This is a genomic window from Ruegeria sp. BJ6, assembly GCF_056537885.1.
This window is the reverse complement of record NZ_JBQFSG010000011.1, coordinates 89,150-113,009: the sequence shown is the minus strand read 5'-3', so window position 1 is coordinate 113,009 and position 23,860 is coordinate 89,150. Positions and strand designations below refer to the sequence as shown.

21 protein-coding genes and 1 tRNA gene are annotated in these 23,860 nt (G+C 54.6%); 16 read left to right on the top strand and 6 right to left on the bottom strand.

What is annotated here, in order from left to right; all coding sequences use genetic code 11:
* Window positions 1-283: 283 nt before the first annotated feature.
* Both ACR0D6_RS19295 and ACR0D6_RS19290 read left to right on the top strand, forming a co-directional pair.
* On the top strand, window positions 284-1,453 hold the full coding sequence (locus ACR0D6_RS19295; protein WP_480766713.1) for an RsmB/NOP family class I SAM-dependent RNA methyltransferase: 1,170 nt from the start codon (window positions 284-286) through the stop codon (window positions 1,451-1,453).
* A 565-nt stretch (window positions 1,454-2,018) separates the two neighbouring features.
* Window positions 2,019-3,908 (top strand): ATP-binding protein, encoded by a 1,890-nt coding sequence (locus ACR0D6_RS19290; protein WP_480766712.1) that lies wholly within the window; start codon window positions 2,019-2,021, stop codon window positions 3,906-3,908.
* A 67-nt stretch (window positions 3,909-3,975) separates the two neighbouring features.
* Here the strand turns inward: ACR0D6_RS19290 and ACR0D6_RS19285 are convergent, their stop codons facing one another.
* Window positions 3,976-4,569, bottom strand: coding sequence for a gamma-glutamyl kinase (locus ACR0D6_RS19285; protein ID WP_480766711.1), 594 nt, complete (start codon window positions 4,567-4,569; stop codon window positions 3,976-3,978).
* A gap of 191 nt (window positions 4,570-4,760) precedes the next feature.
* Between ACR0D6_RS19285 and recA the strand changes: the two genes are divergently transcribed.
* The 3 genes from recA to ACR0D6_RS19270 all read left to right on the top strand — a co-directional run bounded on the left by recA (window position 4,761) and on the right by ACR0D6_RS19270 (window position 8,964).
* On the top strand, window positions 4,761-5,828 hold the full coding sequence (gene recA / locus ACR0D6_RS19280; RefSeq protein WP_170655639.1) for a recombinase RecA: 1,068 nt from the start codon (window positions 4,761-4,763) through the stop codon (window positions 5,826-5,828).
* Between the two features lie 177 nt (window positions 5,829-6,005).
* Window positions 6,006-8,675: an alanine--tRNA ligase gene (gene alaS / locus ACR0D6_RS19275; protein ID WP_480766710.1), complete on the top strand. Its 2,670-nt coding sequence runs from the start codon at window positions 6,006-6,008 to the stop codon at window positions 8,673-8,675.
* A gap of 1 nt (window position 8,676) precedes the next feature.
* On the top strand, window positions 8,677-8,964 hold the full coding sequence (locus ACR0D6_RS19270) for a DUF1330 domain-containing protein (protein WP_170655635.1): 288 nt from the start codon (window positions 8,677-8,679) through the stop codon (window positions 8,962-8,964).
* A 349-nt stretch (window positions 8,965-9,313) separates the two neighbouring features.
* Here ACR0D6_RS19270 and typA read toward each other — a convergent pair whose 3' ends face one another.
* The 4 genes from typA to ACR0D6_RS19250 form a co-directional block, all read right to left on the bottom strand.
* Complete coding sequence (gene typA, locus ACR0D6_RS19265) at window positions 9,314-11,131, bottom strand: translational GTPase TypA (protein ID WP_480766709.1); 1,818 nt, start codon at window positions 11,129-11,131, stop codon at window positions 9,314-9,316.
* 76 nt (window positions 11,132-11,207) lie between these two features.
* A complete protein-coding gene (locus ACR0D6_RS19260) occupies window positions 11,208-11,543 on the bottom strand; it encodes a DMT family transporter (protein WP_480726164.1) in 336 nt (111 codons plus the stop codon).
* A gap of 426 nt (window positions 11,544-11,969) precedes the next feature.
* Window positions 11,970-12,215, bottom strand: coding sequence for a hypothetical protein (locus ACR0D6_RS19255; RefSeq protein WP_170655629.1), 246 nt, complete (start codon window positions 12,213-12,215; stop codon window positions 11,970-11,972).
* Window positions 12,215-12,868 carry an alpha/beta hydrolase gene (locus ACR0D6_RS19250; RefSeq protein ID WP_170655627.1) on the bottom strand — a complete coding sequence of 218 codons (654 nt, stop codon included), beginning with the start codon at window positions 12,866-12,868 and terminating at the stop codon, window positions 12,215-12,217. The genes ACR0D6_RS19255 and ACR0D6_RS19250 overlap by 1 nt, the downstream gene beginning before the upstream one ends.
* Before the next feature lie 178 nt (window positions 12,869-13,046).
* On the opposite strand from ACR0D6_RS19250, the gene iscR reads away from it, so the two are divergent.
* From iscR to ACR0D6_RS19200, 10 genes are all read left to right on the top strand, one after another.
* Window positions 13,047-13,505 carry a Fe-S cluster assembly transcriptional regulator IscR gene (gene iscR / locus ACR0D6_RS19245; protein WP_480726161.1) on the top strand — a complete coding sequence of 153 codons (459 nt, stop codon included), beginning with the start codon at window positions 13,047-13,049 and terminating at the stop codon, window positions 13,503-13,505.
* A 61-nt stretch (window positions 13,506-13,566) separates the two neighbouring features.
* Window positions 13,567-14,646 (top strand): cysteine desulfurase family protein, encoded by a 1,080-nt coding sequence (locus tag ACR0D6_RS19240; protein WP_480766708.1) that lies wholly within the window; start codon window positions 13,567-13,569, stop codon window positions 14,644-14,646.
* A gap of 18 nt (window positions 14,647-14,664) precedes the next feature.
* Window positions 14,665-16,185: a Fe-S cluster assembly protein SufB gene (gene sufB, locus ACR0D6_RS19235; RefSeq protein WP_170655621.1), complete on the top strand. Its 1,521-nt coding sequence runs from the start codon at window positions 14,665-14,667 to the stop codon at window positions 16,183-16,185.
* Window positions 16,185-16,391, top strand: a complete 207-nt coding sequence (locus ACR0D6_RS19230) for a hypothetical protein (protein WP_480766707.1) — start codon at window positions 16,185-16,187, stop codon at window positions 16,389-16,391. Before sufB ends, ACR0D6_RS19230 begins: the two co-directional genes overlap by 1 nt.
* Window positions 16,392-16,547: 156 nt before the next feature.
* On the top strand, window positions 16,548-17,303 hold the full coding sequence (sufC, locus tag ACR0D6_RS19225) for a Fe-S cluster assembly ATPase SufC (protein ID WP_480766706.1): 756 nt from the start codon (window positions 16,548-16,550) through the stop codon (window positions 17,301-17,303).
* On the top strand, window positions 17,303-18,583 hold the full coding sequence (sufD, locus tag ACR0D6_RS19220; protein WP_480766705.1) for a Fe-S cluster assembly protein SufD: 1,281 nt from the start codon (window positions 17,303-17,305) through the stop codon (window positions 18,581-18,583). The genes sufC and sufD overlap by 1 nt, the downstream gene beginning before the upstream one ends.
* Complete coding sequence (locus tag ACR0D6_RS19215; protein ID WP_170655613.1) at window positions 18,583-19,068, top strand: YIP1 family protein; 486 nt, start codon at window positions 18,583-18,585, stop codon at window positions 19,066-19,068. The genes sufD and ACR0D6_RS19215 overlap by 1 nt, the downstream gene beginning before the upstream one ends.
* On the top strand, window positions 19,065-19,658 hold the full coding sequence (locus tag ACR0D6_RS19210) for a Yip1 family protein (protein WP_480766704.1): 594 nt from the start codon (window positions 19,065-19,067) through the stop codon (window positions 19,656-19,658). Before ACR0D6_RS19215 ends, ACR0D6_RS19210 begins: the two co-directional genes overlap by 4 nt.
* Window positions 19,651-20,871, top strand: a complete 1,221-nt coding sequence (locus ACR0D6_RS19205; RefSeq protein ID WP_480449490.1) for a cysteine desulfurase — start codon at window positions 19,651-19,653, stop codon at window positions 20,869-20,871. The genes ACR0D6_RS19210 and ACR0D6_RS19205 overlap by 8 nt, the downstream gene beginning before the upstream one ends.
* Window positions 20,872-20,959: 88 nt before the next feature.
* Window positions 20,960-21,036: transfer RNA gene (locus ACR0D6_RS19200), tRNA-Arg, on the top strand.
* Window positions 21,037-21,300: 264 nt separating this feature from the next.
* On the opposite strand, the gene mepK is transcribed toward ACR0D6_RS19200, so the two are convergent.
* Window positions 21,301-21,870 carry a peptidoglycan L,D-endopeptidase MepK gene (gene mepK, locus ACR0D6_RS19195; RefSeq protein ID WP_170655607.1) on the bottom strand — a complete coding sequence of 190 codons (570 nt, stop codon included), beginning with the start codon at window positions 21,868-21,870 and terminating at the stop codon, window positions 21,301-21,303.
* Window positions 21,871-22,228: 358 nt separating this feature from the next.
* Between mepK and ACR0D6_RS19190 the strand changes: the two genes are divergently transcribed.
* Entirely contained in the window at window positions 22,229-23,839 is a 1,611-nt protein-coding gene (locus ACR0D6_RS19190; RefSeq protein WP_480766703.1) for a L,D-transpeptidase family protein, read from the top strand.
* Window positions 23,840-23,860: the final 21 nt, after the last annotated feature.

Below are 23,860 nucleotides of genomic sequence, written 5' to 3'. Positions count from 1 at the left end.
CGTTTCATCGTGCCACGATATTCTCAGTTTCACTGATGCAAACCGAGGCATATAGGTTGGCTCGCTGTTTCGCTTAAACTTGCTTGCGCTCTGTATGCGGTTCGAAAAAGGCGCTTACCTTTTTTGAGGTGTGCTTCTTTCCTGCCTAAGTGGCCGTTTCGGAATGTATGATATTCCGGACTGGATTCCGGGATTTAAGTATCCCCAAGGGCGAGCCGTAGAATCCTTTGCACGGGTGGTATCAACATGAAGATGGACGTTTGACATTGGATATTGAGACACGATGACCCCGGCAGCACGAATAAGCGCCGCGATTGGCCTGATGGATCGCATTTTGGGCGGAGAACTTGCAGATCGTGCGCTGGCTGATTGGGGGCGCAAAAATCGGTATGCCGGGTCCAAGGACAGGGCCGCAATCGCAGATCTAGTCTATGATGTTCTCAGACGCAAGCGCAGCCTCGCATCGCGGGGTGGCGGTGATACCGGCAGGGCCCTTTTGCTTGGCTACGTCAGAGAAGCTGAACAGGATCCTGAAACGATTTTTGGTGTTGGTCCTTATGCTCCTTCCTCATTGACAGAGGCAGAACGTTTACCTGGTCGCCCACCGCGACCGGATGGTGGCGAAAGCGCGGATTTCCCCGAGTGGCTCTGGCCTCATCTTCAGGATTCACTTGGGGACAAGGCCCAAGCGGTCGCCGATGCGATGCGAAACAGGGCGCCGGTCTACCTTCGGGTCAATCTGTCCAAACTGAGCCGCGAGAGGGCAACGGCTGAACTTGCCGACGAGGGAATAACGGTCCAGCCACATGTGCTGTCTCCCTCGGCTCTCGAAGTCACGGACGGGGCAAGGAAAGTAAGGAATTCGCAGGCTTATTTGCAGGGAAAGATCGAACTGCAGGATGTCTCGTCGCAGGCTGTCGCCGACTTGGTGCCGCTTGAAGCAGGTGGGACACTACTGGATTTTTGTGCCGGCGGGGGCGGTAAGGTTTTGGCCGTTGCCGGGCGTGTGGACGGTGAATTCTATGCCCATGATGCAGATCCGGGCAGGTTGAAAGATTTGCCAAAACGCGCGTCTCGTGCAGGCGTTGCCGTGTCTCTGGTTTCGTTGCCGGAGTTGGAGAAACAACCATCGTTCGATTCAGTTCTCATTGACGTGCCTTGCTCGGGTACCGGCTCGTGGCGTCGGGACCCGCAGGGAAAATGGTTGCTGACCCCGGACAAGCTACGTCAGACATTGAACACTCAGAAAGAAATTCTTAGTCAGGCAAGTCACTTTGTTAAGCCATTGGGGCATCTGATTTATGCGACCTGTTCCTTGCTGGAGTGTGAGAATGGCCAACAGATCAGTGAATTTGTGAAGTCAAACTCCAATTTCTCCCTTGTGAGCGAAAGGCGATTTAGCCCGCTTGATGGCGGGGATGGATTCTACTGCGCTGTCCTTCGCAAAGATTAATTGCTGGTGGGCCATACGGGGAAATGATGATTTTTTAGCTCGCAAAGCATGAATTGTGATGTGCGAACACAACTTAGGGTGGCGTGTAACTGACCTGAGGCGTTAATAGTGGGTTAACTGTTGGCGGGCGAACAATCGGTCGCCAGAATAATTCGAGTCGCCCATGCCCGCTCCAACCGCGTTTTCGCACCAAGAATTTCGATACCTGTTAACCGGCAGTTTTCGCGGTGTCTTGTTGTCGCTTCTCGGTATAGCCTTAGTAGCCGTTTTGTTGTTTGGCGAATTGCCTGAATCCGTTGACCAATTGCTGGTGGTTTTGGGATTGTCATCCCTTTTTACCGCTACGTTGATGTTTTGCAAAAAGCAGATCTCGAAAATGGCACGCGCCAACACTTTGGACGTACTGAAATCTCTTTCAGAACAAGACACTACTCCGACCTTTGTTACGAACCCCCAAGGCTGTGTTCAATTCGCGAATGCACAGGCCCGGCAATGCAATGGTGTTGTTGCGGGGAAAAGCCTGGACGATTGCCTGCAATCGGTTTTTGCGAATCCCTCAGCCATTTTGTTTCGGCTACAGTCGACCGCACTCATGCAGGGCCGCGCGCAGGAAGATGTTGTGACCAAGGCCGGAACCGTACCGGTGACCGCGCACGTGGTTGGCAGGGGGCTAATCCTCTGGCGTGTGGCGACAGGTACAGAAAATCGAAATGAAAGCAGTTTGCTGCCCATTCTGACCATTGGTCGTGACGATGTCATTTTGGGTGTAAACGCGGCTGCCCGGGATTTGATTGACTGCGGCGTTGGGCCACTGGATCAAGTGTTTACCGAACTTCCGGTCCGTCATGGTGAAATCACTCGCATCAGAACCCCGCAAGGGACCGTTCCTGTCGTGGCTTCGGATATTCGCGTATCGGGAGTGTGCCGCGAGATGGTATTGCTTCCGCTGAAGCAGTTGAAGGATGATCAGGACAGCGCCACGTTTGCAGAACTCCCGATTCCGGTCATGCGGCTTTCGCCGGATGGTGACATTCTCGAAGCGAACCGGCTTGCCAGGCAGTTGATTGGTGGCACTATTCCAAGCAACGCCAACATCCAACAAATCATGCAGGGTCTAGGACGCCCGCTTCGAAGCTGGCTCAGAGAGACGGCAGAGAAGAATACCGTGCCACATTCCGAATTTCTTCGGCTGACACGCAAGGATAAGGAACTGTTCCTGCAAGTGACGCTGACGCGGATTGTTCGGAACGGGGACGTGAACCTGATTGCGGTTCTAAATGACGCAACCGAGCTAAAATCACTTGAGGCACAGTTTGTTCAAAGCCAGAAGATGCAGGCTGTCGGGCAACTGGCAGGCGGAGTCGCGCATGATTTCAACAATCTTCTGACTGCGATTTCCGGCCATTGCGATCTTCTCTTGCTGCGTCACGATCAGAATGATCCGAACTATGCCGATTTGATTCAAATAAACCAGAACGCGAACCGTGCAGCGGCGCTTGTCGGTCAGCTCTTGGCGTTTTCGCGGAAACAGACACTTCAGCCCGAGGTGCTGGATCTGCGGGATACGATTTCTGATCTGGTTCACTTACTCAATCGTCTGGTCGGAGAGAAAATCACCCTGACACTGAGCCACGATCCGGTTCTCAGGCCGGTTCGCGCTGACAAGCGGCAGCTGGAGCAGGTATTGATGAATTTGGTCGTGAATGCACGTGATGCAATGCCTCAGGGCGGTGAGATTCGTATTGAATCCGATGTCGTGCGACTGGAACAGCCGATGCAGCGTGACCGTGCTACGTTGCCCGTGGGTGAGTACGTCACGGTCAAAGTGACGGATGAAGGTATCGGAATCCCGCCGGGGAAGCTGCAGAAGGTTTTTGAGCCATTCTATACCACCAAGCGAACAGGAGAGGGGACCGGCCTGGGATTGTCCACAGCGTACGGGATCGTCAAACAGACCGGTGGTTTTATCTTTGTCGACAGTATCGAGGGCAAGGGGTCAGTATTTACGCTTTTCCTGCCTGCCTGTGTGGAGAAACTGAATTTGCCCGAAGCCCCTCAATCCACTCAACCGAGCCCGGGAATGGTGCAGGGAGAAGGAGTTGTTTTGCTGGTCGAAGATGAAGCTCCGGTAAGGGCATTTGCATCACGTGCCCTCCGGCTGCGGGGGTACACGGTGCTTGAGGCTGACTCGGGAGAAGAAGCCCTTCGCCTTCTGGACGACAAGGACCTGTCTGTGGATGTTTTCGTAACCGATGTCGTAATGCCCGGGATGGATGGTCCAAGCTGGGTAAGAAAAGCCTTGGATGATCGCCCGCATGTTCGCGTGGTATTTATGTCAGGGTATACCGAAGGGGCTTTTGGCGACACTGGCCCGGATGTTCTGAATTCGGTATTCCTACCGAAACCGTTTTCCCTCAACCAGTTAACCGAAACTGTTTATCAACAGCTTCAATAGGGCGGGTGCGCGCAATCTATTACTGCCAACTATTACTGCCAAGTTTTTTGAATTGAACCTGGTGCCTTTATTGGGCGGACCGGTGTAACTCGAAATCATCCTCAAACTTTGTACGAAAACGCCCTTCCGTTTCCGAAGATAAAGACAGAGGCATTTTCGGAGAGACGTTTTCTCGCTTCAGGGAGATCTTTGTGTCCAACCGTGATTCCAAAAATGCAAGGATCTTGTCCTGATGCTCGTACTTGAAAACGTGTGTAGCACCTGCACCGTTGCTACGGGTCAGAAAGAATCGGCTTTGGCTGCCCACGTCTGCAAAGGCCGGACGATTGGAGTTCATGTAGGCACAGACAAATTCCTCAAAGCTTAGATGCTCTGTCGAGGTTGGGCTGCCTGAAAGGGAGGCGCGGCGACGATACCTATACCAACTTCCCAGCCAATCTATGGGTTCGCGGACGACGGCCATGATTTCCATTTCCGCGTCGAACAGCTTTTGAAACATGTTCTGAAAAAACCTGTCGTATCGGCGAACGGGTGCGTGTTTTAGCTCCGGAGGCCCTGATACCACAATATCGGCCCGGTTTCTCAGCGCCATTTGGTAGGCAGTGCTTCCCGTCTTGGGTACCGATAGAAGGGCTAGTCGTTCCTTATAGAAAACAAGCATTTATGCAAATCTCTCAGGGGAATTCCATAAATCCAGATTGCCGTAAACTTCTCCTTAATACAATTGGCAAACAGTTGAATCTGAAAGTTTGAGTTGAAATGTTCTCTTTTTGATCCCATAAGGAACAAGGGGTGAACAAAGCAGCGATTGCCGCCCGGACGAGGGTGTGACAAAAGGAAAGCAACAGGACAATGGCGGATCTTCTGACGATGAGCGACAAGAAAAACGCAGACAAGCAAAAGGCGCTCGACAGCGCGTTGGCCCAAATTGAGCGGCAGTTTGGCAAGGGCTCAATCATGAAGCTGGGCGGTGATAATGTCCTGGCCGAGATTGAGGCCAGTTCGACGGGTTCGCTTGGACTGGATATTGCACTTGGGATCGGCGGTTTGCCGATGGGGCGCATCGTGGAAATCTATGGTCCGGAAAGCTCGGGCAAAACCACCTTGACCCTGCATTGCATCGCGGAACAGCAAAAGCGCGGGGGCGTTTGCGCATTTGTAGACGCAGAACATGCGCTTGATCCGCAGTATGCCCGAAAGCTGGGCGTTGATCTTGATGAGCTTTTGATTTCACAGCCTGACACCGGAGAGCAGGCACTTGAAATCACGGACACGCTGGTGCGTTCCGGTGCTGTGAATATGGTTGTGGTCGACTCGGTTGCGGCCCTGACGCCCAAATCCGAGTTGGAAGGCGACATGGGCGACAGCAATGTCGGCGTGCAGGCCCGCCTGATGAGCCAGGCAATGCGGAAACTGACCGGTTCGATCAGCCGGTCCAATTGCATGGTGATCTTCATCAACCAGATTCGTATGAAAATCGGCGTGATGTTCGGCAGTCCGGAAACAACGACCGGCGGCAATGCTCTGAAGTTCTACAGCTCGGTTCGCCTGGATATCCGCCGTATCGGTGCGATCAAGGACCGGGATGAAGTTGTGGGCAACCAGACCCGTGTAAAGGTGGTCAAGAACAAAGTGGCCCCGCCTTTCAAGCAGGTAGAATTCGACATCATGTATGGAGAAGGCATCTCGAAGATGGGAGAGTTGCTGGATCTGGGCGTCAAGGCCGGTGTGGTCGAGAAATCGGGTTCCTGGTTCAGCTATGGCGACGAGAGGATCGGGCAGGGGCGCGAGAATGCCAAGCAGTACCTGCGTGACAACAGCCGCATCGCACTGGATATCGAAGATAAGATACGCGCCGCACACGGGTTGGATTTCGACATGCCACCGGGCGCGGAAGAGGATGATATCCTCGAAGCCTGAAGAGTGCTGATGGCAACAGAAGAAGTTCAACGGCCCTTTAATGGGGGCTAGAATACTCGTAACAGGGCGGTCCATCGGGCCGCCTTGTTTCGTTCTGCTGCTGCAATCCTGTGGACTATCTGCAGGGACAGGGATAAACCTTCGCGGAACAAATTGATTGCGCGCTGAGAGAACCTTATGCCCACGCTGAACGACATCCGATCAACCTTTCTGAACTATTTTGCGAAACAGGGTCACGAAGTGGTCGCGTCGAGCCCGCTGGTTCCGCGCAACGATCCGACCCTGATGTTTGTCAACTCAGGCATGGTGCAGTTCAAGAACCTCTTCACCGGGGTCGAAACCCGCGACTACAACCGCGCAACCACATCCCAGAAATGCGTTCGCGCAGGCGGCAAGCATAACGATCTGGATAATGTGGGTTATACTGCCCGACACCATACGTTCTTTGAAATGCTGGGAAATTTCTCGTTTGGCGATTACTTCAAACCCGAAGCGATCCCATTTGCCTGGGAACTGATCACCAAAGAATTCGGGATTGATAAGAACCGGTTGCTGACAACTGTTTATCACACCGATGATGAGGCGTTCGAAATCTGGAAAAAGGTCGGTGTTCCTGAAGACCGGATTATCCGTATCGCTACGAATGACAATTTCTGGCAAATGGGGCCGACGGGCCCCTGCGGACCCTGCACTGAAATTTTTTATGACCACGGTGATCATATCTGGGGCGGCCCTCCGGGATCGGCAGAAGAAGACGGCGATCGTTTCATCGAAATCTGGAACATCGTTTTTATGCAAAACGAGCAGTTCGAAGACGGTTCGATGGTCGAACTCGACATGCAATCCATCGACACTGGAATGGGGCTCGAGCGGATTGGTGCGTTGTTGCAGGGCAGTCACGACAACTACGACACAGACCTGTTCAAGACATTGATAGAGGCATCTGCGGACGCAACGAATGTCGATCCCTACGGAGATCAGAACGTGCATCACCGCGTGATCGCCGACCACCTGCGATCAACATCCTTTTTGATTGCTGACGGTGTCATGCCTTCGAATGACGGTCGCGGATACGTTCTGCGGCGGATCATGCGCCGGGCCATGCGGCATGCGCACCTTTTGGGCGCAAGAGATCCGGTCATGCACCGGCTTGTACCGACCTTGGTTCAGCTCATGGGGGCGCAGTACGCGGAACTTGGTCAGGCGCAGGCGTTGATTGAAGAGACCTTGTTGCTCGAGGAAACGCGGTTCAAACAGACTCTGGACCGCGGTCTCAAGCTGCTGGACGATGAAGTAACGAACCTGGCAGAAGGTGAGCCTTTGCCAGGTGAGGCCGCGTTCAAACTATACGACACTTATGGGTTTCCTCTGGACCTGACGCAGGATGCATTGCGTGAAAAAGGGCTCAGCGTAGATACCGACGGCTTTGATGCTGCAATGGCAGAACAGAAAGCCAAGGCGCGGGCCGCTTGGGCCGGTTCAGGAGAGGCCGCTGATCTGGCGGTTTGGTTCGACGTACTGGACACGGTCGGCGCCACCGATTTTCTTGGCTACGACACCGAAACGGCCGAAGGTCAGGTCGGTGCACTGGTTGTTGATGGCGCAATGGTCGATGTAATTGAACAGGGCGGAACGGGTTGGGTCATCGTTAATCAGACCCCGTTTTACGGCGAGGCCGGTGGTCAGGTCGGTGACACCGGTGAAATGCGCCGGTTGGATAACCGTGATGATGTTGCCAAAATCGAGGACACCAGAAAGTTCGCTGACGGAAAGGTCTATGCGCACAGAGTGTCAGTTGCGCATGGGACAATTGCAAAAGGTGACGCCGTAGAGCTTGCGGTTGATCACGGACGTCGGACTGCCATTCGCGCAAACCACTCAGCAACTCATCTGCTGCACGAGGCGCTTCGCGAAACATTGGGCGATCACGTCGCTCAGCGTGGATCATTGAACGACTCCGACCGTCTCCGTTTCGATTTCAGCCACGCTAAGGCGCTGACCGCCGAGGAACTGACGCGCGTCGCCTCGGACGTGAACCAGTTTATCAGGCAGAATTCCACGGTTGAAACTCGGATCATGACACCGGACGACGCGCGCGCCATGGGGGCGCAGGCGCTGTTTGGTGAAAAGTATGGGGACGAGGTGCGGGTCGTTTCGATGGGCCATGCGGAAACGGGCAAAGGCCAGGACGGCATGACGTACTCGATCGAACTTTGCGGCGGTACTCATGTGAAACAGACCGGAGATATTGGCACCTTCGTTTTGCTGAGCGACAGCGCATCCTCGGCCGGTGTCAGACGGATCGAGGCTTTGACCGGTGCTGCCGCATTCGACCACCTTTCGCAGGAAGCTTCGCGGATGGCTGAGGTGACCGGGATGCTGAAGGCTCAGCCAACCGACGTTGTGGATCGCATCAAGTCTTTGATGGATGAGCGCCGTGCGCTTCAAAATGAGGTGGCCCAATTGCGGCGTGACCTTGCCATGGGCGGAGGAAATGGATCTTCGGCGGTGGAAGCGCGCGAGGTGAACGGCGTTCCATTCCTAGCACAATCCCTGAGCGGTGTGTCCGGCAAGGATCTGCCCGCATTGATCGATGAACATAAGGAACGTCTTGGTTCCGGTGCGGTTTTGTTGATTGCGGACACCGGGGGCAAAGCTGCAGTCGCGGCCGGTGTTACCAAGGATCTGACTGAAAAAGTTTCAGCGGTGGATCTGGTACGCGCCGCAGTGGCCGAACTGGGCGGGAAGGGCGGTGGAGGTCGCCCGGACATGGCCCAAGGTGGGGGTAAAGACGCTGCAAATGCAGATGCTGCGGTCAAAGCGGCAGAGCAGGTTTTGGGAGGATAAAATGGGCGCACTCTGGATCGCACATGTGACGGTCACTGATGCCGACGCTTACGGAAAATACGCCGAACTGGCTGGTCCGGCGATTGCCAAGCATGGCGGCGAATTCATCGCGCGCGGCGGACGTTTCGTTCAGTTGGAAGGAAAAGAGCGGCCACGAAATGTTGTGGCACGTTTTCCATCGGTAGAAGCGGCGGTCGAATGCTACAATTCCACCGAATATCAAGAGGCGTTGAGCCACGCCCGCAATGCCTCTGAGCGCGAGTTAATGGTTGTAGAAACGACCGAGTGACGACAAGGAACCCGAATGCGGCGCGTAAACCGGGCCGCTGGGGATCCCTTGGTGTCAACAAGCTTGCCCGGTCGCTATACCCGATGCCCTCACAGGCGGCAAAGGTTACGATCAGGACTTCTGTTCGAATGCCGGGCAGGCATATCTTGGAAATCTGATCGTCGCTGAAGGCGGCATGTCACGCTGTCTTGGACGACACGGAGCGCAAAATGAGCCTCTGCGTCACCGGACAGCGGGTCGTCTTTTGGACGACCCTAATGAGAACATCAGTCCACTCTGGATGCAAAAACTGATAAAAAGTCATTCCTTGCTATCAGTTTGCACCCAGTTCTTAATGCTGGTTAAGTGTCTAGGATACTTTTGACATCCGCTTTCTCTCATGCGGATCAAGGTATCTTTTGCGAAGCCGGATTGAGTTCGGTGTCACCTCAACCAGTTCATCGTCGTCCACATAGGCGATCGCTTCTTCCAGTGAAAACTGAACATGCGGGGTAAGCCGAACTGCGTCATCGGAACCCGAAGCGCGAACGTTAGTCAGTTTCTTGCCTTTGAGCGGGTTAACTTCCAGATCATTGTCGCGGGAATGCTCGCCGATGATCATGCCCTGATAGACGTCTGCCTGCGGACCAAGGAACATGCGCCCACGCTCTTCAAGGTTCCAAAGGGCGTATGCAACTGCCTGACCATTTTCCATCGAAATCAGCACACCTGCGCGTCGTCCGGGGATGGCGCCCTTGTGGGGTGCCCAATCATGGAAAACACGGTTCAGAACGCCTGTACCGCGTGTATCGGTCAGAAATTCACCGTGGTAACCAATCAGTCCGCGTGACGGAACATGTGCGATGATCCGGGTTTTGCCCGCACCGGCTGGACGCATCTCGGCCAGTTCGCCCTTGCGGGCACCTGTGATTTTTTCAATCACCGCGCCCGAATATTCGTCGTCAACGTCGATTGTCACTTCTTCGACCGGTTCAAGGCGTTGGCCGTTTTCCTCGCGGAACAGCACCTGTGGACGCGAAATGCTGAGTTCGAAACCCTCGCGCCGCATGTTCTCGATCAGGACGCCCATCTGGAGCTCGCCGCGACCGGCGACTTCGAATGCTTCACCGCTTGGCGTGTCGGTGATCCGGATGGCGACATTCGACTCGGCTTCTTTCATCAGACGGTCGCGGATCACACGGGACTGAACCTTTTTGCCGTCACGGCCCGCCAGAGGTGAATCGTTGATGCCGAATGTCACGGTGATGGTCGGCGGGTCAATCGGTTGAGCGTGAAGAGCTTCATCAACCTGCGGATCAACGAGAGAATCGGCGACTGTTGCCTTACTCATACCGGCGATGGTGACGATGTCACCGGCTTCGGCCACCTCGATCGGTTGTTGGCTGAGACCGCGGAACGCCAGAATCTTGGTGGCCCGGAAATTCTCGATGACTGTGCCATCCCGTGACAGGGCCTTGAGATTGGCGCCAGCCTTCAGGGTGCCGCTTTCCACCCGACCAGTCAGAATGCGACCGATGAAAGGATCACTGCCCAGCGTGGTTGCGAGCATACGGAAGGGTTCATCCTTGCGTTCAATCTGTTTTGGGGCGGGGACGTGATCGACAATCAGATCAAACAAAGCGGTCAAATCCTGACGAGGACCGTCCAGCTCCATGTCAGCCCAGCCGGATCGACCTGACGCATACATTGCCGGGAAATCAAGCTGATCGTCATCGGCACCCAGATTGGCAAACAGATCAAAGCACTCGTCCAGTGCGCGATCCGGTTCGGCATCCGGTTTGTCCACTTTGTTCAGAACCACGATCGGGCGCAGCCCCAGAGCAAGCGCCTTGGATGTGACGAACTTGGTCTGCGGCATCGGGCCTTCGGCAGCATCGACCAGAAGAACCACACCGTCGACCATGTTCAGAATGCGCTCAACCTCACCGCCGAAATCGGCGTGGCCGGGTGTGTCAACGATATTGATCCGCGTGCCTTTCCATTCGACCGACGTAGCCTTGGCCAGAATGGTAATGCCGCGTTCGCGCTCCAGATCGTTGCTGTCCATGGCACGCTCGGCCACGGCCTGGTTTTCCCGGAACGCACCGGATTGTTTGAGCAGCTCATCCACCAGGGTCGTCTTGCCGTGGTCCACGTGAGCAATGATTGCGATGTTGCGCAGGTCCATGAGAGGTCAGCCTTTGAACGGGAAGTTGACGCGCGCATAACGCGGCGCGACAAAAGATACCAGCCCTAACGCGAGATCAGTGGCCAGCAGTCTCGGAAAAAAGGTGAATGACCAATATACCGATCAAAATCAAACTGAGGCCAAAAATTGCGGGCCAGTCCAGCCGCTGGCCAAAAACGACAAATCCGATGATTGCGATCAGAAAGATTCCCAGACCCGACCAGATCGCATAGACGATGCCAACAGGCATGACCTTGAGCGTGAGTGCCATCAGGTAAAACGCTAAGCCGTATCCAACCACGACCAGAACCGATGGCCAGAACCGGGTGAACTGCTGACTTGCCTGGAGGGCGCTCGTACCGATTGTTTCGGCGACAACTGCAAATAGGAGGATCAGATAAGCCTTTGGCACAGGTGCAAGTCCTAACGTGGGAGAATTCGCGGAAACCTTGAGCACGAATTCCCGTCTGCGGGCAAGTCAAAACCTACTTGATCAGGTGCGTTCGACGCTACACCGGGCACGCTCTTTGGCTGGCTGAAGGTCAGGGAAACCCGACTATGATAATGACCCGAAGGCGTGATAATGTACGCATGTACTTGATGTTATTTTTAGTGAGTTCTCTTTCATGACGCGTTTTGCGATAACTATTATTGTAGCTTCGGTACTTATCGTGGCGCTCGGGTGGCTTGCAGACGGGGGGTCCGTCGACATAGATGCAGCACAAAGTGTTGAGCGGTTTGAAGTTAATTTGGTTTGAGCGCCAACCGATAATGAAAAAGGGGTCTTCGGACCCCTTTTTCTTTGCAACTTGCAGAACCGGCGCCGAGGCAAACAGGTTTATTGCTTTTCGATGGATTTTGTCTTGGCGCGATGATCGGATAATTTTTTAATCAGAAATTGACGGGCTGTGCGTTCGGCCAGCCGTACACGTATCTCCGTCAGGAACGCTTCTTCCAGAGATTGAGAGGCCGCCGCAAGAACATCCCCGATCTCTACGAAAAGCCGATCATTCCCTGTCTCGTCCATGACCTTCATCGTGTCCTCGGCCAGTTTCCCGGCCAAGGTGTTGATGGTGTCAGACATCAGCGCGTGTTCTCCGTCAGTCGACGTTTTACATAGTCGGTAACGTCGGTGACCAAAGTGTCCATGTGTGGCTCCTGAAAGAAGTGATCGGCGCCCTCGACTTCGGTATGAGTGATCGTGATTCCCTTTTGCTCATGCAATTTGCTGACCAAAGAGGTCGTATCGGCCGGCGGAGCAACCCGGTCGGCCGAACCGTTGATGACCAAACCGGACGAAGGGCAGGGGGCCAGGAACGAAAAATCGTACATATTCGCCGGAGGGGACACGCTGATGAAGCCGGTGATTTCCGGACGGCGCATCAACAACTGCATTCCGATCCAGGCACCGAACGAAAATCCGGCAACCCAACAATGTTTGGAGTTATTGTTCATCGACTGCAGATAATCCAGCGCCGACGCTGCATCGCTCAGTTCGCCAACACCCTGATCGTACTCGCCCTGGCTGCGTCCAACACCGCGGAAATTAAACCGCAAGACCGTGAAGCCCATGTTGTAAAAGGCGTAGTGCAGGTTATAGACGACCTTGTTGTTCATTGTTCCGCCAAATTGCGGATGAGGATGCAGCACGATGGCGATCGGTGCGTCTTTTTCCTTTTGCGGGTGGTAACGGCCTTCCAGGCGGCCTTCGGGTCCGGGAAAAATCACCTCGGGCATGTGTGCTTTTGTCCTGTCTTATTTCGCTGGGTACCGGGATATTCTTGACGCTATCCGTCAGGCACCTTAGAACGGTTCTAATTATGTATGCATTGCGCAAGGGCGCTGTCAGTCGGAGATACGCACTGGTGGCGACGTCGTCAATGTTTTCGCGCAGTCAGGTTTGGGAGAATCGAAAATGAAGCTTTCGACCAAAGGTCGTTACGCGATGGTGGCGTTGGCCGATATTGCGCTTCAATCCAACGACGCCTTGGTTACACTTGGGGAAATTTCCGAAAGACAGGATGTTTCCCTTCCCTACCTTGAACAGCTTTTCGTCAAGCTGCGGCGGGCAGAATTGGTTACGTCTGTTCGGGGTCCTGGCGGTGGGTATCGCCTTGCGCGCCCCGCGTCCGAAATCCGCGTGGTCGAAATTCTGGCCGCTGTTGATGAAACTGTTGATGCAATGCACAAGGGTGCTGGCGCATCGGGCGCTTCCTCGGGCAGTCGCGCGCAGTCACTGACTAACCGTCTTTGGGAGAGCCTTAGCGCCCATGTCTACGTATTTCTGCACCAGACGCGACTGTCGGATGTAATCAAGAATGACCTGGCGCCATGTCCTGCCGTACCCAGTTTGTTTTCCGTAGTGGATGATTAAATTCCGCTAACGTGACTTTGGTCAATGCAACGAAATCAGACCCGCAAGAAAAGATGCATCCATGAAACGCGTTTATCTTGACTACAACGCCACCGCCCCTTTGCGGCCCGAGGCTCGGGAGGCAATGATCGCGGCGATGGACGTTGTCGGAAACCCTTCTTCAGTTCATGCGGAAGGTCGGGTCGCCAAGTCATTGGTCGAGAAAGCGCGGGCACAAGTGGCCGAAGCTGTCGGGTGCAAACCCCAAGAGGTCATCTTTACATCCGGCGCGACCGAGGCGGCCCGCGTACTGATGAACAGGCCCGATACCAGTGATGTGTTTGTAGACAGCACGGCGCATGACGCGCTTTGGTCGCATCTGGATCTTTCGAACGTAGCTGAGCGCCCGGTCGGTCCGGGTCACACTCTGGCAATGGGACTGGCGAATTCAGAAACAGGAATTGTGAGTTTGCCGCCTGAAAAGGTGGATGGTCAGTGGCCATACGGTCAAAGACTGGCTGATTGGCTATTACTGGATGTAACTCAGGCCATTGGTCGAATTCCGTTCTCGTTCGCGTGGAGCGGCGCCGATATGGCAATTCTGTCTGCCCACAAAATTGGCGGACCCAAGGGTGTGGGGGCATTGATCCTCCGGCAAGGGTTGGATATCGAACCGCTGGCAACCGGGGGCGGTCAGGAAATGGGGCGCCGCTCGGGAACGGAAAACATCGTTGGAATTGCCGGGTTTGGAGCGGCGATTGAGGCGGCTGTGCGTGAACTGTCGGATGGTTCGTGGAATAGGGTCGAAAAACTTAGAAACATTCTAGAATCATGTCTTGTGGAATCCGCAAAAGAAACTATTTTTGTCGGGAACAAAGAACGTCGGCTTCCAAATACGTCATGCATGATCACGCCTGGTTGGAAGGGTGAAACCCAGGTGATGGCAATGGATTTGGCGGGCTTCGCCATTTCAGCCGGATCTGCCTGTTCCAGCGGCAAGGTGAAATCCAGCAGGGTCCTGGCGGCGATGGGGTTTGACGAATCCGAAGCGGCGAGTGCCATCCGTGTCTCGCTTGGGCCGGAAACGACGGAAGATGAAATCATGCGCTTCGCCGATGGCTGGCTGAAGCAGCGGGAAAAATACCGCGCCCGGACGGCGTGAGATTACGAGGAGAAGGCCATGGCGGCTTTGGACCAGACACAGGTCAAAGAAGGTGTCGATCAGGAAACCGTTGATGCGGTGCGCGAGGTCGGAACCTACAAGTATGGCTGGGAAACCGACATTGAGATGGAATATGCGCCCAAAGGCGTAAATCCGGACATCGTGCGGCTGATCTCGGAAAAGAATGACGAGCCCGAATGGATGACCGAATGGCGTCTGGCGGCGTTCGACCGCTGGTCCCAGATCGAAGAGCCGAACTGGGCTATGGTCAGCTACCCCAAGATCGATTTTCAGGACCAGTATTATTATGCCCGTCCCAAATCGATGGAGGAAAAGCCGAAATCTCTGGATGAGGTTGATCCAAAGCTGCTTGCTACATACGAAAAGCTTGGTATCCCCTTGAAAGAGCAGATGATTCTGGCTGGTGTCGAAGGCGCTGAAGACGCTCCCGCTGAGGGCCGCAAGGTTGCCGTAGACGCGGTGTTTGACTCGGTCTCGGTCGGAACGACGTTCCAGGCCGAACTGAAAAAGGCCGGCGTGATCTTCTGTTCGATTTCCGAGGCCATCCGTGAGCATCCGGAGCTGGTGAAGAAATACCTCGGTTCGGTCGTGCCGGTTTCCGACAACTTCTACGCCACGCTGAATAGCGCCGTGTTCTCGGACGGATCCTTTGTGTATGTGCCGCCGGGCGTTCGCTGCCCGATGGAGTTGAGCACGTATTTCCGCATCAACGCAGAAAATACTGGTCAGTTCGAGCGCACTTTAATCATCGCCGACAAAGGCTCGTATGTGTCGTACCTTGAAGGCTGCACCGCACCTCAGCGCGATACGGCTCAACTACATGCTGCGGTAGTTGAGATCATTATCGAGGAAGATGCCGAGGTCAAATATTCGACCGTTCAGAACTGGTACCCGGGTGATGAAAACGGCAGGGGCGGAATTTATAACTTCGTCACCAAACGCGCGGATTGCCGTGGCGATCGGTCCAAAGTGATGTGGACTCAGGTTGAAACGGGGTCAGCAGTCACATGGAAGTACCCTTCCTGCATCTTGCGCGGTGACGACAGCCAGGGCGAATTCTATTCGATCGCGATCACCAACAATTACCAACAGGCCGATACCGGAACCAAGATGGTGCATTTGGGTAAAAACACCAAATCGCGCATCGTTTCTAAGGGCATCAGTGCTGGTAAGGCACAGAATACCTATCGCGGGTTGGTCGCAATGCACCCAAAGGCAAAAAACTCGCGCAACTATACCCAATGTGACTCGTTGCTGATTGGCGACAAGTGTGGCGCCCATACGGTGCCGTATATTGAGGTTCGCAATAACTCCTCACGTTGCGAGCATGAGGCGACGACCTCTAAGGTGGATGAAGATCAGCTTTTCTATTGCCGCCAACGCGGCATGGACGAGGAAGAAGCCGTTGCTCTGGTGGTGAACGGATTCTGCAAGGATGTATTGCAGGCTCTGCCCATGGAGTTTGCAATGGAGGCGCAGCAACTGGTTGCCATCTCGCTTGAAGGATCGGTTGGCTGATGACACGCAATTCCCGGAACCGGGTTCGACGGGATGATGTTTTGATCGCCCTCGGATATGCGTTGCCGGTTTTGGGCGGCCTGTTGGGGGTAGTGTACGTAAACATCAACCCAAAGGACTTCCTGAATCCCGTGTGGGCCGTGGGCGGCGGTGCAATCCTCGGCTGGGGTTGTTCTCTGATAATCCGAAAGCTTCTGAGGGAATGAATGAAATGCCCTGTGGCTTTGGGTGATGAACGTCAATCCGGGCCACAATTCTTTGGGCAAGAGCATGCTGATGGTTTGGGCCAGTTACCTGCGGTCAGCCTGAGATATGAACATGGCGGAGCTTTGCACTCCGAGCGAAATACGAAGGACGAAAAAATGCTGGAAATCAAAAACCTGCACGTCAAACTTGAAGAAGAAGAAAAAGAAATCCTCAAGGGTGTTGATCTGACGGTCGAGGCTGGCAAAGTTCATGCGATCATGGGGCCGAACGGGTCGGGAAAATCTACACTGAGCTACGTGTTGTCCGGCCGCGACGGTTACGAAGTGACTGCGGGATCGGCTGAGCTGGAAGGCCGGGACCTGCTGGAAATGGAGCCGGAAGAGCGCGCAGCCGCTGGTCTTTTCCTGGCTTTCCAGTACCCGGTGGAAATTCCCGGTGTCGGCAACATGACTTTTCTGCGCACTGCTGTGAATGCTCAGCGGAAAGCGCGAGGACAAGAAGAGCTGTCAGCAACGGATTTCCTGAAAGTTGTGCGTGCGAAGGCCAAAACTTTGAAAATCGACGCTGACATGTTGAAGCGCCCTGTCAACGTCGGATTCTCTGGCGGTGAAAAGAAGCGCAACGAAATCCTGCAAATGGCGATGCTGGAGCCCAGCATGTGTATTCTGGATGAAACGGATTCCGGTCTGGATGTGGACGCGATGAAACTGGTTGCCGAAGGCGTGAATGCGCTGCGGGACGAAGGTCGGGGCTTTCTGGTCATCACGCACTATCAGCGCTTGCTGGACCACATCAAGCCGGACGTGGTGCACATCATGGCAGACGGGCGCATCGTGAAAACGGGCGGACCCGATCTGGCGCTTGAAGTTGAAAACAACGGTTATGCCGACATTCTTGCCGAGGTAAACTGATGGCTTTGCCCGAAGTAAAACAATCAGCAACCGAGGCGCGCCTGTCGACGCTGCAACTGCCGGATGCAGGCTGTACAAAGGACGCGCGTCAGGCCGCCTTGGCCCGGGTTCGCGAGATGGGATTGCCCGGCCGCCGCGATGAATACTGGAAGTACACTCGGCCGGACACGCTGATTTCGCCGGAAGCACCTAGCGCAGCGGTGTTTCATTCAGATGAACCGGTAATGTTCGATGCAATCGATCGCCTTAGGATCGTGTTTGTCGATGGTGTATTCAGCGCCGAGGAATCAGACGATCTTGCCCTGGAGGGCATCAAGATCGATCGCCTGGAAGATATTTGCTGCAAAGATATCCATTGGGCCAAAGAGTTATATGGCGTTCTTGAAGCACGTGGACAGCACCCGGTACAGCGCCCACTGGCCGCACTAAACACGGCGTTTGCAACCGATGGTGTAGCAATCCACGTCACCGGTAAGCCGTCCAAGCCGATTAGCCTTTTTTATCGGCACGCGTCGGAATCTTCTGACGCCATCCTGCATCACGTAATTCGCGTTGAAAGCGGTGCCGAAGTTACCATTCTGGAAAACGGCCCGGCGGCTTCGCGTTTCAACAAGTGCATGGAAATCGATGTCGCGGATGGCGGTACATTGCACCACGTTCGCGCACAGGGCAGAGATCACCAGCGCCGCGCCGCGACGCACATGTTTACAAGATTGGGCAAGGAGTCCGTCTATAAGTCCTTCACGCTGACAGTGAACGGCGTGCTGACCCGAAACGAGCAGGTGGTTGAACTGACCGGCGACGATGCTGTGGCACATGTCGCGGGCGCCTGTGTCGGTGATGGTGACTTTCACCACGACGATACTGTGTTCGTCACCCATGATGCGGTAAATTGCGAAAGCCGTCAGGTTTTCAAGAAAGTGCTGCGTAACGGCGCGACCGGCGTGTTTCAGGGTAAGATTCTGGTCAAGGAAGGTGCCCAGAAAACAGATGGGTATCAGATCAGCCAATCCCTTTTGTTGGACGATGACAGTCAGTTTCTGGCCAAGCCCGAACTCGAGATCTATGCAGATGACGTTGCCTGTTCCCACGGGTCAACATCTGGCGCAATTGATGAAACGGCCTTGTTTTACCTGCGCTCGCGCGGTGTGCCATACAAGGACGCCACCAATATGCTGACACTGGCCTTTTTGGCAGAGGCGGTAGACGAGATCGAGAATGAAGACCTGATATCTGATATCGTCGGGCGTCTCGAAGGTTGGCTGGCACGGCGTAGCTGATGCCGGTTACTACCGATATCGTGGCCACATACAGGGGGCCGGGCCGTGTCATGCGGCGCCTTTTGGATATGGGTCAACGCGAAGATCGCGCGTTGGCCATCGTTATGGCCGCGTGCGTTCTGGTGTTCGTTGGCCAAACGCCGCGTCTGGCCAGAGAGGCACATCTGACCGGGCAGGAGCTGAACTCTCTGCTTGCAGGCGCGCTTTTCGCCTGGGTGCTAAGTGCGCCGCTGCTCCTCTATATCCTCGCAGGTATTAGTCATTTGGTGGCCCGACTTTTCGGCGGCAGCGGCGATTGGTTTGGTGCTCGCATGGCCTTGTTCTGGTCATTTCTCGCCTCAAGCCCTTTGCTGATGCTGTTCGGCCTGGTGGCCGGGTTCATCGGCCCTGGTGCCGCTCAGAATCTAGTTGGCGGCCTGTGGTTGGTGGTATTTGTCTGGTTCTGGATTTCCGGGCTTATTCAGGCAGAAGGTCGCGCCAGATGAATTCAACCAACTTGAAAAATCTGGCCATCCTGACGCTTACCGATCCGGCTGAGGCCGCGCGCCAGCTGATGGCGATGAATCTGGGACGAGAGGTGCTTTGGGTTGCGTTCGCGCTGGCCATAGTTCTCAACACACTGCTGCAAACCGCGTCCAACGTAGTTTTCCCGGTCATAGACAGCGAGTTTCAGGGCATTGCCAATTCGCTTGTGCTTTATGTCGCGATCGTCGGAGGCGGGCTGTTTCTGAGTATTCTTGCATTTTATCATGTTGGTCGAAGAATGGGCGGGACCGGGTCATTCAATGACATCATGGTTCTGATGGTCTGGCTTCAGTTTCTCAGGGTTGCCGTACAGGCAGCCGGGCTTATCTTTCTGATGACCATACCGGTTTTGTCTGCGCTGCTTGCCTTTGCTGCTTTTGTGGTTGGTCTTTACATTACCGTCCATTTCCTTGATCAGGCACACCGATTGGGTTCTTTGCCCAGGGCGGTTGGTGTTCTTTTCCTTTCGGTCTTGGCGATCGCCGCTCTTCTCATCCTCGTGCTGTCCCTTGTCGGGGCCCCAATGTTGGGATTTTCCGCCCATGTATGATATCCAGAAAATCCGCTCTGATTTTCCAATTCTGTCGCGTCAGGTGAATGGTAAACCATTGACCTACCTTGATAACGGCGCGTCGGCCCAGAAACCACAGGCGGTGATCGACGCCGTGACGCGGGCCTATGCCGAGGAATACTCGAACGTACACAGGGGTTTGCACTATCTGTCGAATCTGGCCACGGAAAAGTACGAGGCCGTGCGCGGAACTATTGCCCGGTTTCTTGGGGCTGGAAGCGAAGATGAAATCGTATTGAATTCTGGCACCACCGAAGGGATCAATCTGGTAGCATACGGTTGGGCGATGCCCAGACTTGAGGCTGGTGACGAGATCGTTCTGAGCGTGATGGAGCATCACGCCAATATCGTTCCCTGGCATTTCCTGCGGGAAAGACAGGGCGTTGTCCTGAAATGGGTTGATGTGGATGCGGATGGCGGTCTTGATCCTCAGGCCGTCATCGACGCGATTGGTCCGAAAACAAGACTTGTGGCGGTTACCCAATGTTCGAACGTTCTTGGAACGGTCGTTGATGTAAAGGCCATCACTCAGGGTGCACACGCAAAAGGCGTTCCGGTGCTTGTTGACGGCAGTCAGGGCGCAGTCCACATGCCTGTCAACGTGCAGGACATCGGCTGTGATTTCTATGCAATTACCGGCCACAAGCTGTATGGTCCTTCCGGTTCCGGGGCGATTTATATCAAATCGGAACGCATGTCCGAGATGCGCCCCTTCATCGGCGGTGGTGACATGATTAAGGAAGTTTCCAAAGATCAGGTGATCTACAACGATCCGCCAATGAAGTTCGAAGCGGGAACCCCGGGTATCGTGCAAACGATCGGGCTTGGGGTGGCATTGGACTACATGATGGATTTGGGGATGGACAACATCGCCGCACACGAAGGTGGTCTGCGCGACTATGCGCTGCAACGGCTGAACGGTCTTAATTGGTTGCAGGTTCAGGGAACGCGCCCAGATAAGGCGGCTATCTTCAGTTTTACGCTGGACGGGGCGGGGCACGCACATGATGTCTCAACCATCCTCGACAAAAAGGGAGTTGCGGTTCGGGCCGGGCATCACTGCGCCGGACCTCTGATGGACCACCTCGGTGTGACCGCAACCTGCCGGGCGAGCTTTGGCCTCTACAATACAAAGGAAGAGGTCGATACACTGATCGAGGCCCTTGAGTTGGCTCACGATCTCTTTGCGTGAAACGTATGGCTGGCGGCTTCAAATGCCGCCTTTGGGACTTCGATTTGCTGTTGCACCCGGATCGGATCAAGGTTAGCTAACGGCACAGGCACCTGTAGCTCAGCTGGATAGAGCGCTGCCCTCCGAAGGCAGAGGCCAGAGGTTCGAATCCTCTCAGGTGCGCCACTTCATATCACAGCAAAGTTTGTCGGCCAGATCTGACATATGCGGCTTGCCCAAGCCGAGCATTGCGATCAGCTTGGAATGCTAAAGCGGCTTCAGGTCTCAAGGATTTTCGCAAGTTTTACAGATCTCTATCGCGCCCGGCAGTTGCGCGCTCGAAATGGCAAACAGAAAAATCCCACATCGGCTCACCGATGCAGGCACGAGACTATTTCGGGTGCATAAGCGCAACCGGAGATTCGATTGTTGTCCGCCAAAAAGGGTGGCTTAACCACCCCAGGTCCGAACATCTCCGCAGTCCATATGGACAAAGTTTGAACGGTGGTACCGCCCAACTCCGCCGGCACGGCAGGAAATGGCGGCCTTCGCCATCTGCGAGACTGAGCGGGATGCCAACCGCAAATCCGCCGCTTGACCCTGCATGTGAAGCGAATTCCGCGCAACTCCACGAGAGCGAGAGCGGAGCATAGCGTTAGTTTTAGGGCTGCGATAGCCGGACAACAACATATAGGGTTCGTTTACGTCCAGCAGATTATGTGAGGCCGCCATGATGTCGATGGTGCGCAAATCCATTGATTTGGACTGGTCCGTGCGCCAATCACGCATGAAGTGATTGATTTCCTTGACTGCGTCCTTGATATATTTGCCGTCCACCCAATATATCATGTCAATCCGTTCGCCTGTGCGACCGGAATACATACGAATGCGGCGAACGTCACCGCCGCCGCGCAAAAACCCTGCTGCCTGGGAATAGGTGGGGGCCGCTGTTACGGCCGTAGCTGCAAATGCCCCAAGAAGGGCACGTCGGGTTATGCCCGAAGTACTGCTCTTTATCATTAGCGTTTAGTCCCGTACTGTTCCTGCCTGCGCTCGATGTTACGCGCGCCTTCTTACTTTTTTACTTCCATCCCCAGATGCGGGATTTATGGCACAGTCGGAATCACGAGCCAAGAAGTCTTTCGCATGTATGTTTTCAAGGGGGAACTTTCGGCAGTTTTTCGCGCAATTGAAAATGTGTACCGAAATTTCGCTGCAATTGGGCTAAGCAGCCTGGCGCTCCGATGCAAACACGCATCAGGCAATGGAAGATGCATCAGGATAGAGTATTTGTGAATGGACATTTGCACCTGAAAACACCCAAACTTGGCTGGCTGAAGGAAATCGGTGCAAGTTATTGAATAGTAAGGTCTAAAATATGAAAGTTGTCATTCGGCCCATCGCAGCAATCGCTATCGCGGCCTTTTTGGCGGGCTCCGGGGCCCATGCGCAGGGGGTATCGGATGGTGTCAGTATCTCGGCATTCCAGATCGCGGTGGCTGAAACTACCGCATCGGATTCCGGGCTGGCTGATTTTTATCGCACAAACAACTATCAGCCGGTCTGGACGGGAACCGGCCCTGACTATCAGGAACGTCGTCAGATTCTGATCGAATCCCTGTCACACGCCGACAATCACGGTTTGCCTCTTTCACGATACGATGTCCAAGGTCTGCTGAACAAAATGCAGACGGCGCGGAGCAATCGCGACCTTGGACAGGTCGAAGCTGAATTGAGCCGTGTGTTCGTAAAATATGCCCGGGACGTCCAATCTGGTGTTTTGTTGCCTTCCAGTATCGATGACGGCCTTGTGCGCGAGGTGACGCGCCGTTCTGCAGCTCAGCATTTGAACGATCTGGTGACCATGGATGCGGCGACATATTTCCGGTCTTTGCCTCCACAATCCCGCCAATACCGCTCTCTGATGAAAGAGAAGATTGCGCTGCAACACCTGATTCAGGCAGGTGGCTGGGGGGAAAACGTTCCGGTTGCCAAACTGGAGCAGGGCGATGCGGGCGCAGCAGTCATCAAGCTGCGTAACCGGCTGGTCGCGATGGGCTATCTGAAACCGACCGCCAGTCCGCGATACGATAGCAACGTGTTCAAGGCAGTTCAGGAGTTTCAGGCCGCACACGGCCTGGAAACGGACGGCGTAGCTGGCAATGGTACTATTACTGAACTTAACCGCCCTGTATCTGATCGTCTGAAATCCGTTATCGTCGCCCTTGAGCGCGAGCGTTGGCTGCCCCGTGAACGGGGCGGGCGCCATATCCTTGTGAACCAGACCGATTTTTCAGCAAAGATCGTTGACGATGGTCAGGTTACCTTTGAAACGCGCGCAGTGATCGGGAAAAACACCAGTGATCGCCGCAGCCCGGAATTCTCGGATCAGATGGAACACATGGTGATCAACCCCAGCTGGTATGTCCCACGTTCGATCATAACCAAAGAATACTTGCCGAAACTTCGCAGCAATCCCAATGCGGTAGGCCATATTCAGATCACGGATCGGAGTGGGCGCGCCATCAACCGGGGGGCAGTTGATTTCAATCAGTTTTCTGCCCGCAACTTCCCGTTCTCGATGCGCCAGCCTCCGGGCAAAAGCAACGCGCTGGGGCTGGTGAAGTTCATGTTCCCGAACAAGTACAACATTTACCTGCACGACACGCCGCAAAAAAGTTTGTTCGCGCGTGAAGTCAGGGCGTTTTCGCACGGGTGTATTCGGTTGGCTCAACCGTTCGAATTCGCCTATGCGTTGCTGGCCTTGCAGGAAGAAAGTCCGAAAAAATTCTTCCATCGCGTGTTGAACACCGGCAATGAAACCAAGGTGAAGCTGGAAAAACCAGTACCTGTGCATCTGATCTACCGAACAGCCTATATTGGTCCAAAGGGTGAGGTTCAGTACCGCCGTGACGTGTATGACCGGGACAAGAAGATCTGGAATGCGTTGAACAATGCGGGGGTGGCCCTACCGGCGGTTCAGGGTTAAGCACGGGGCAAATCCTTTGAC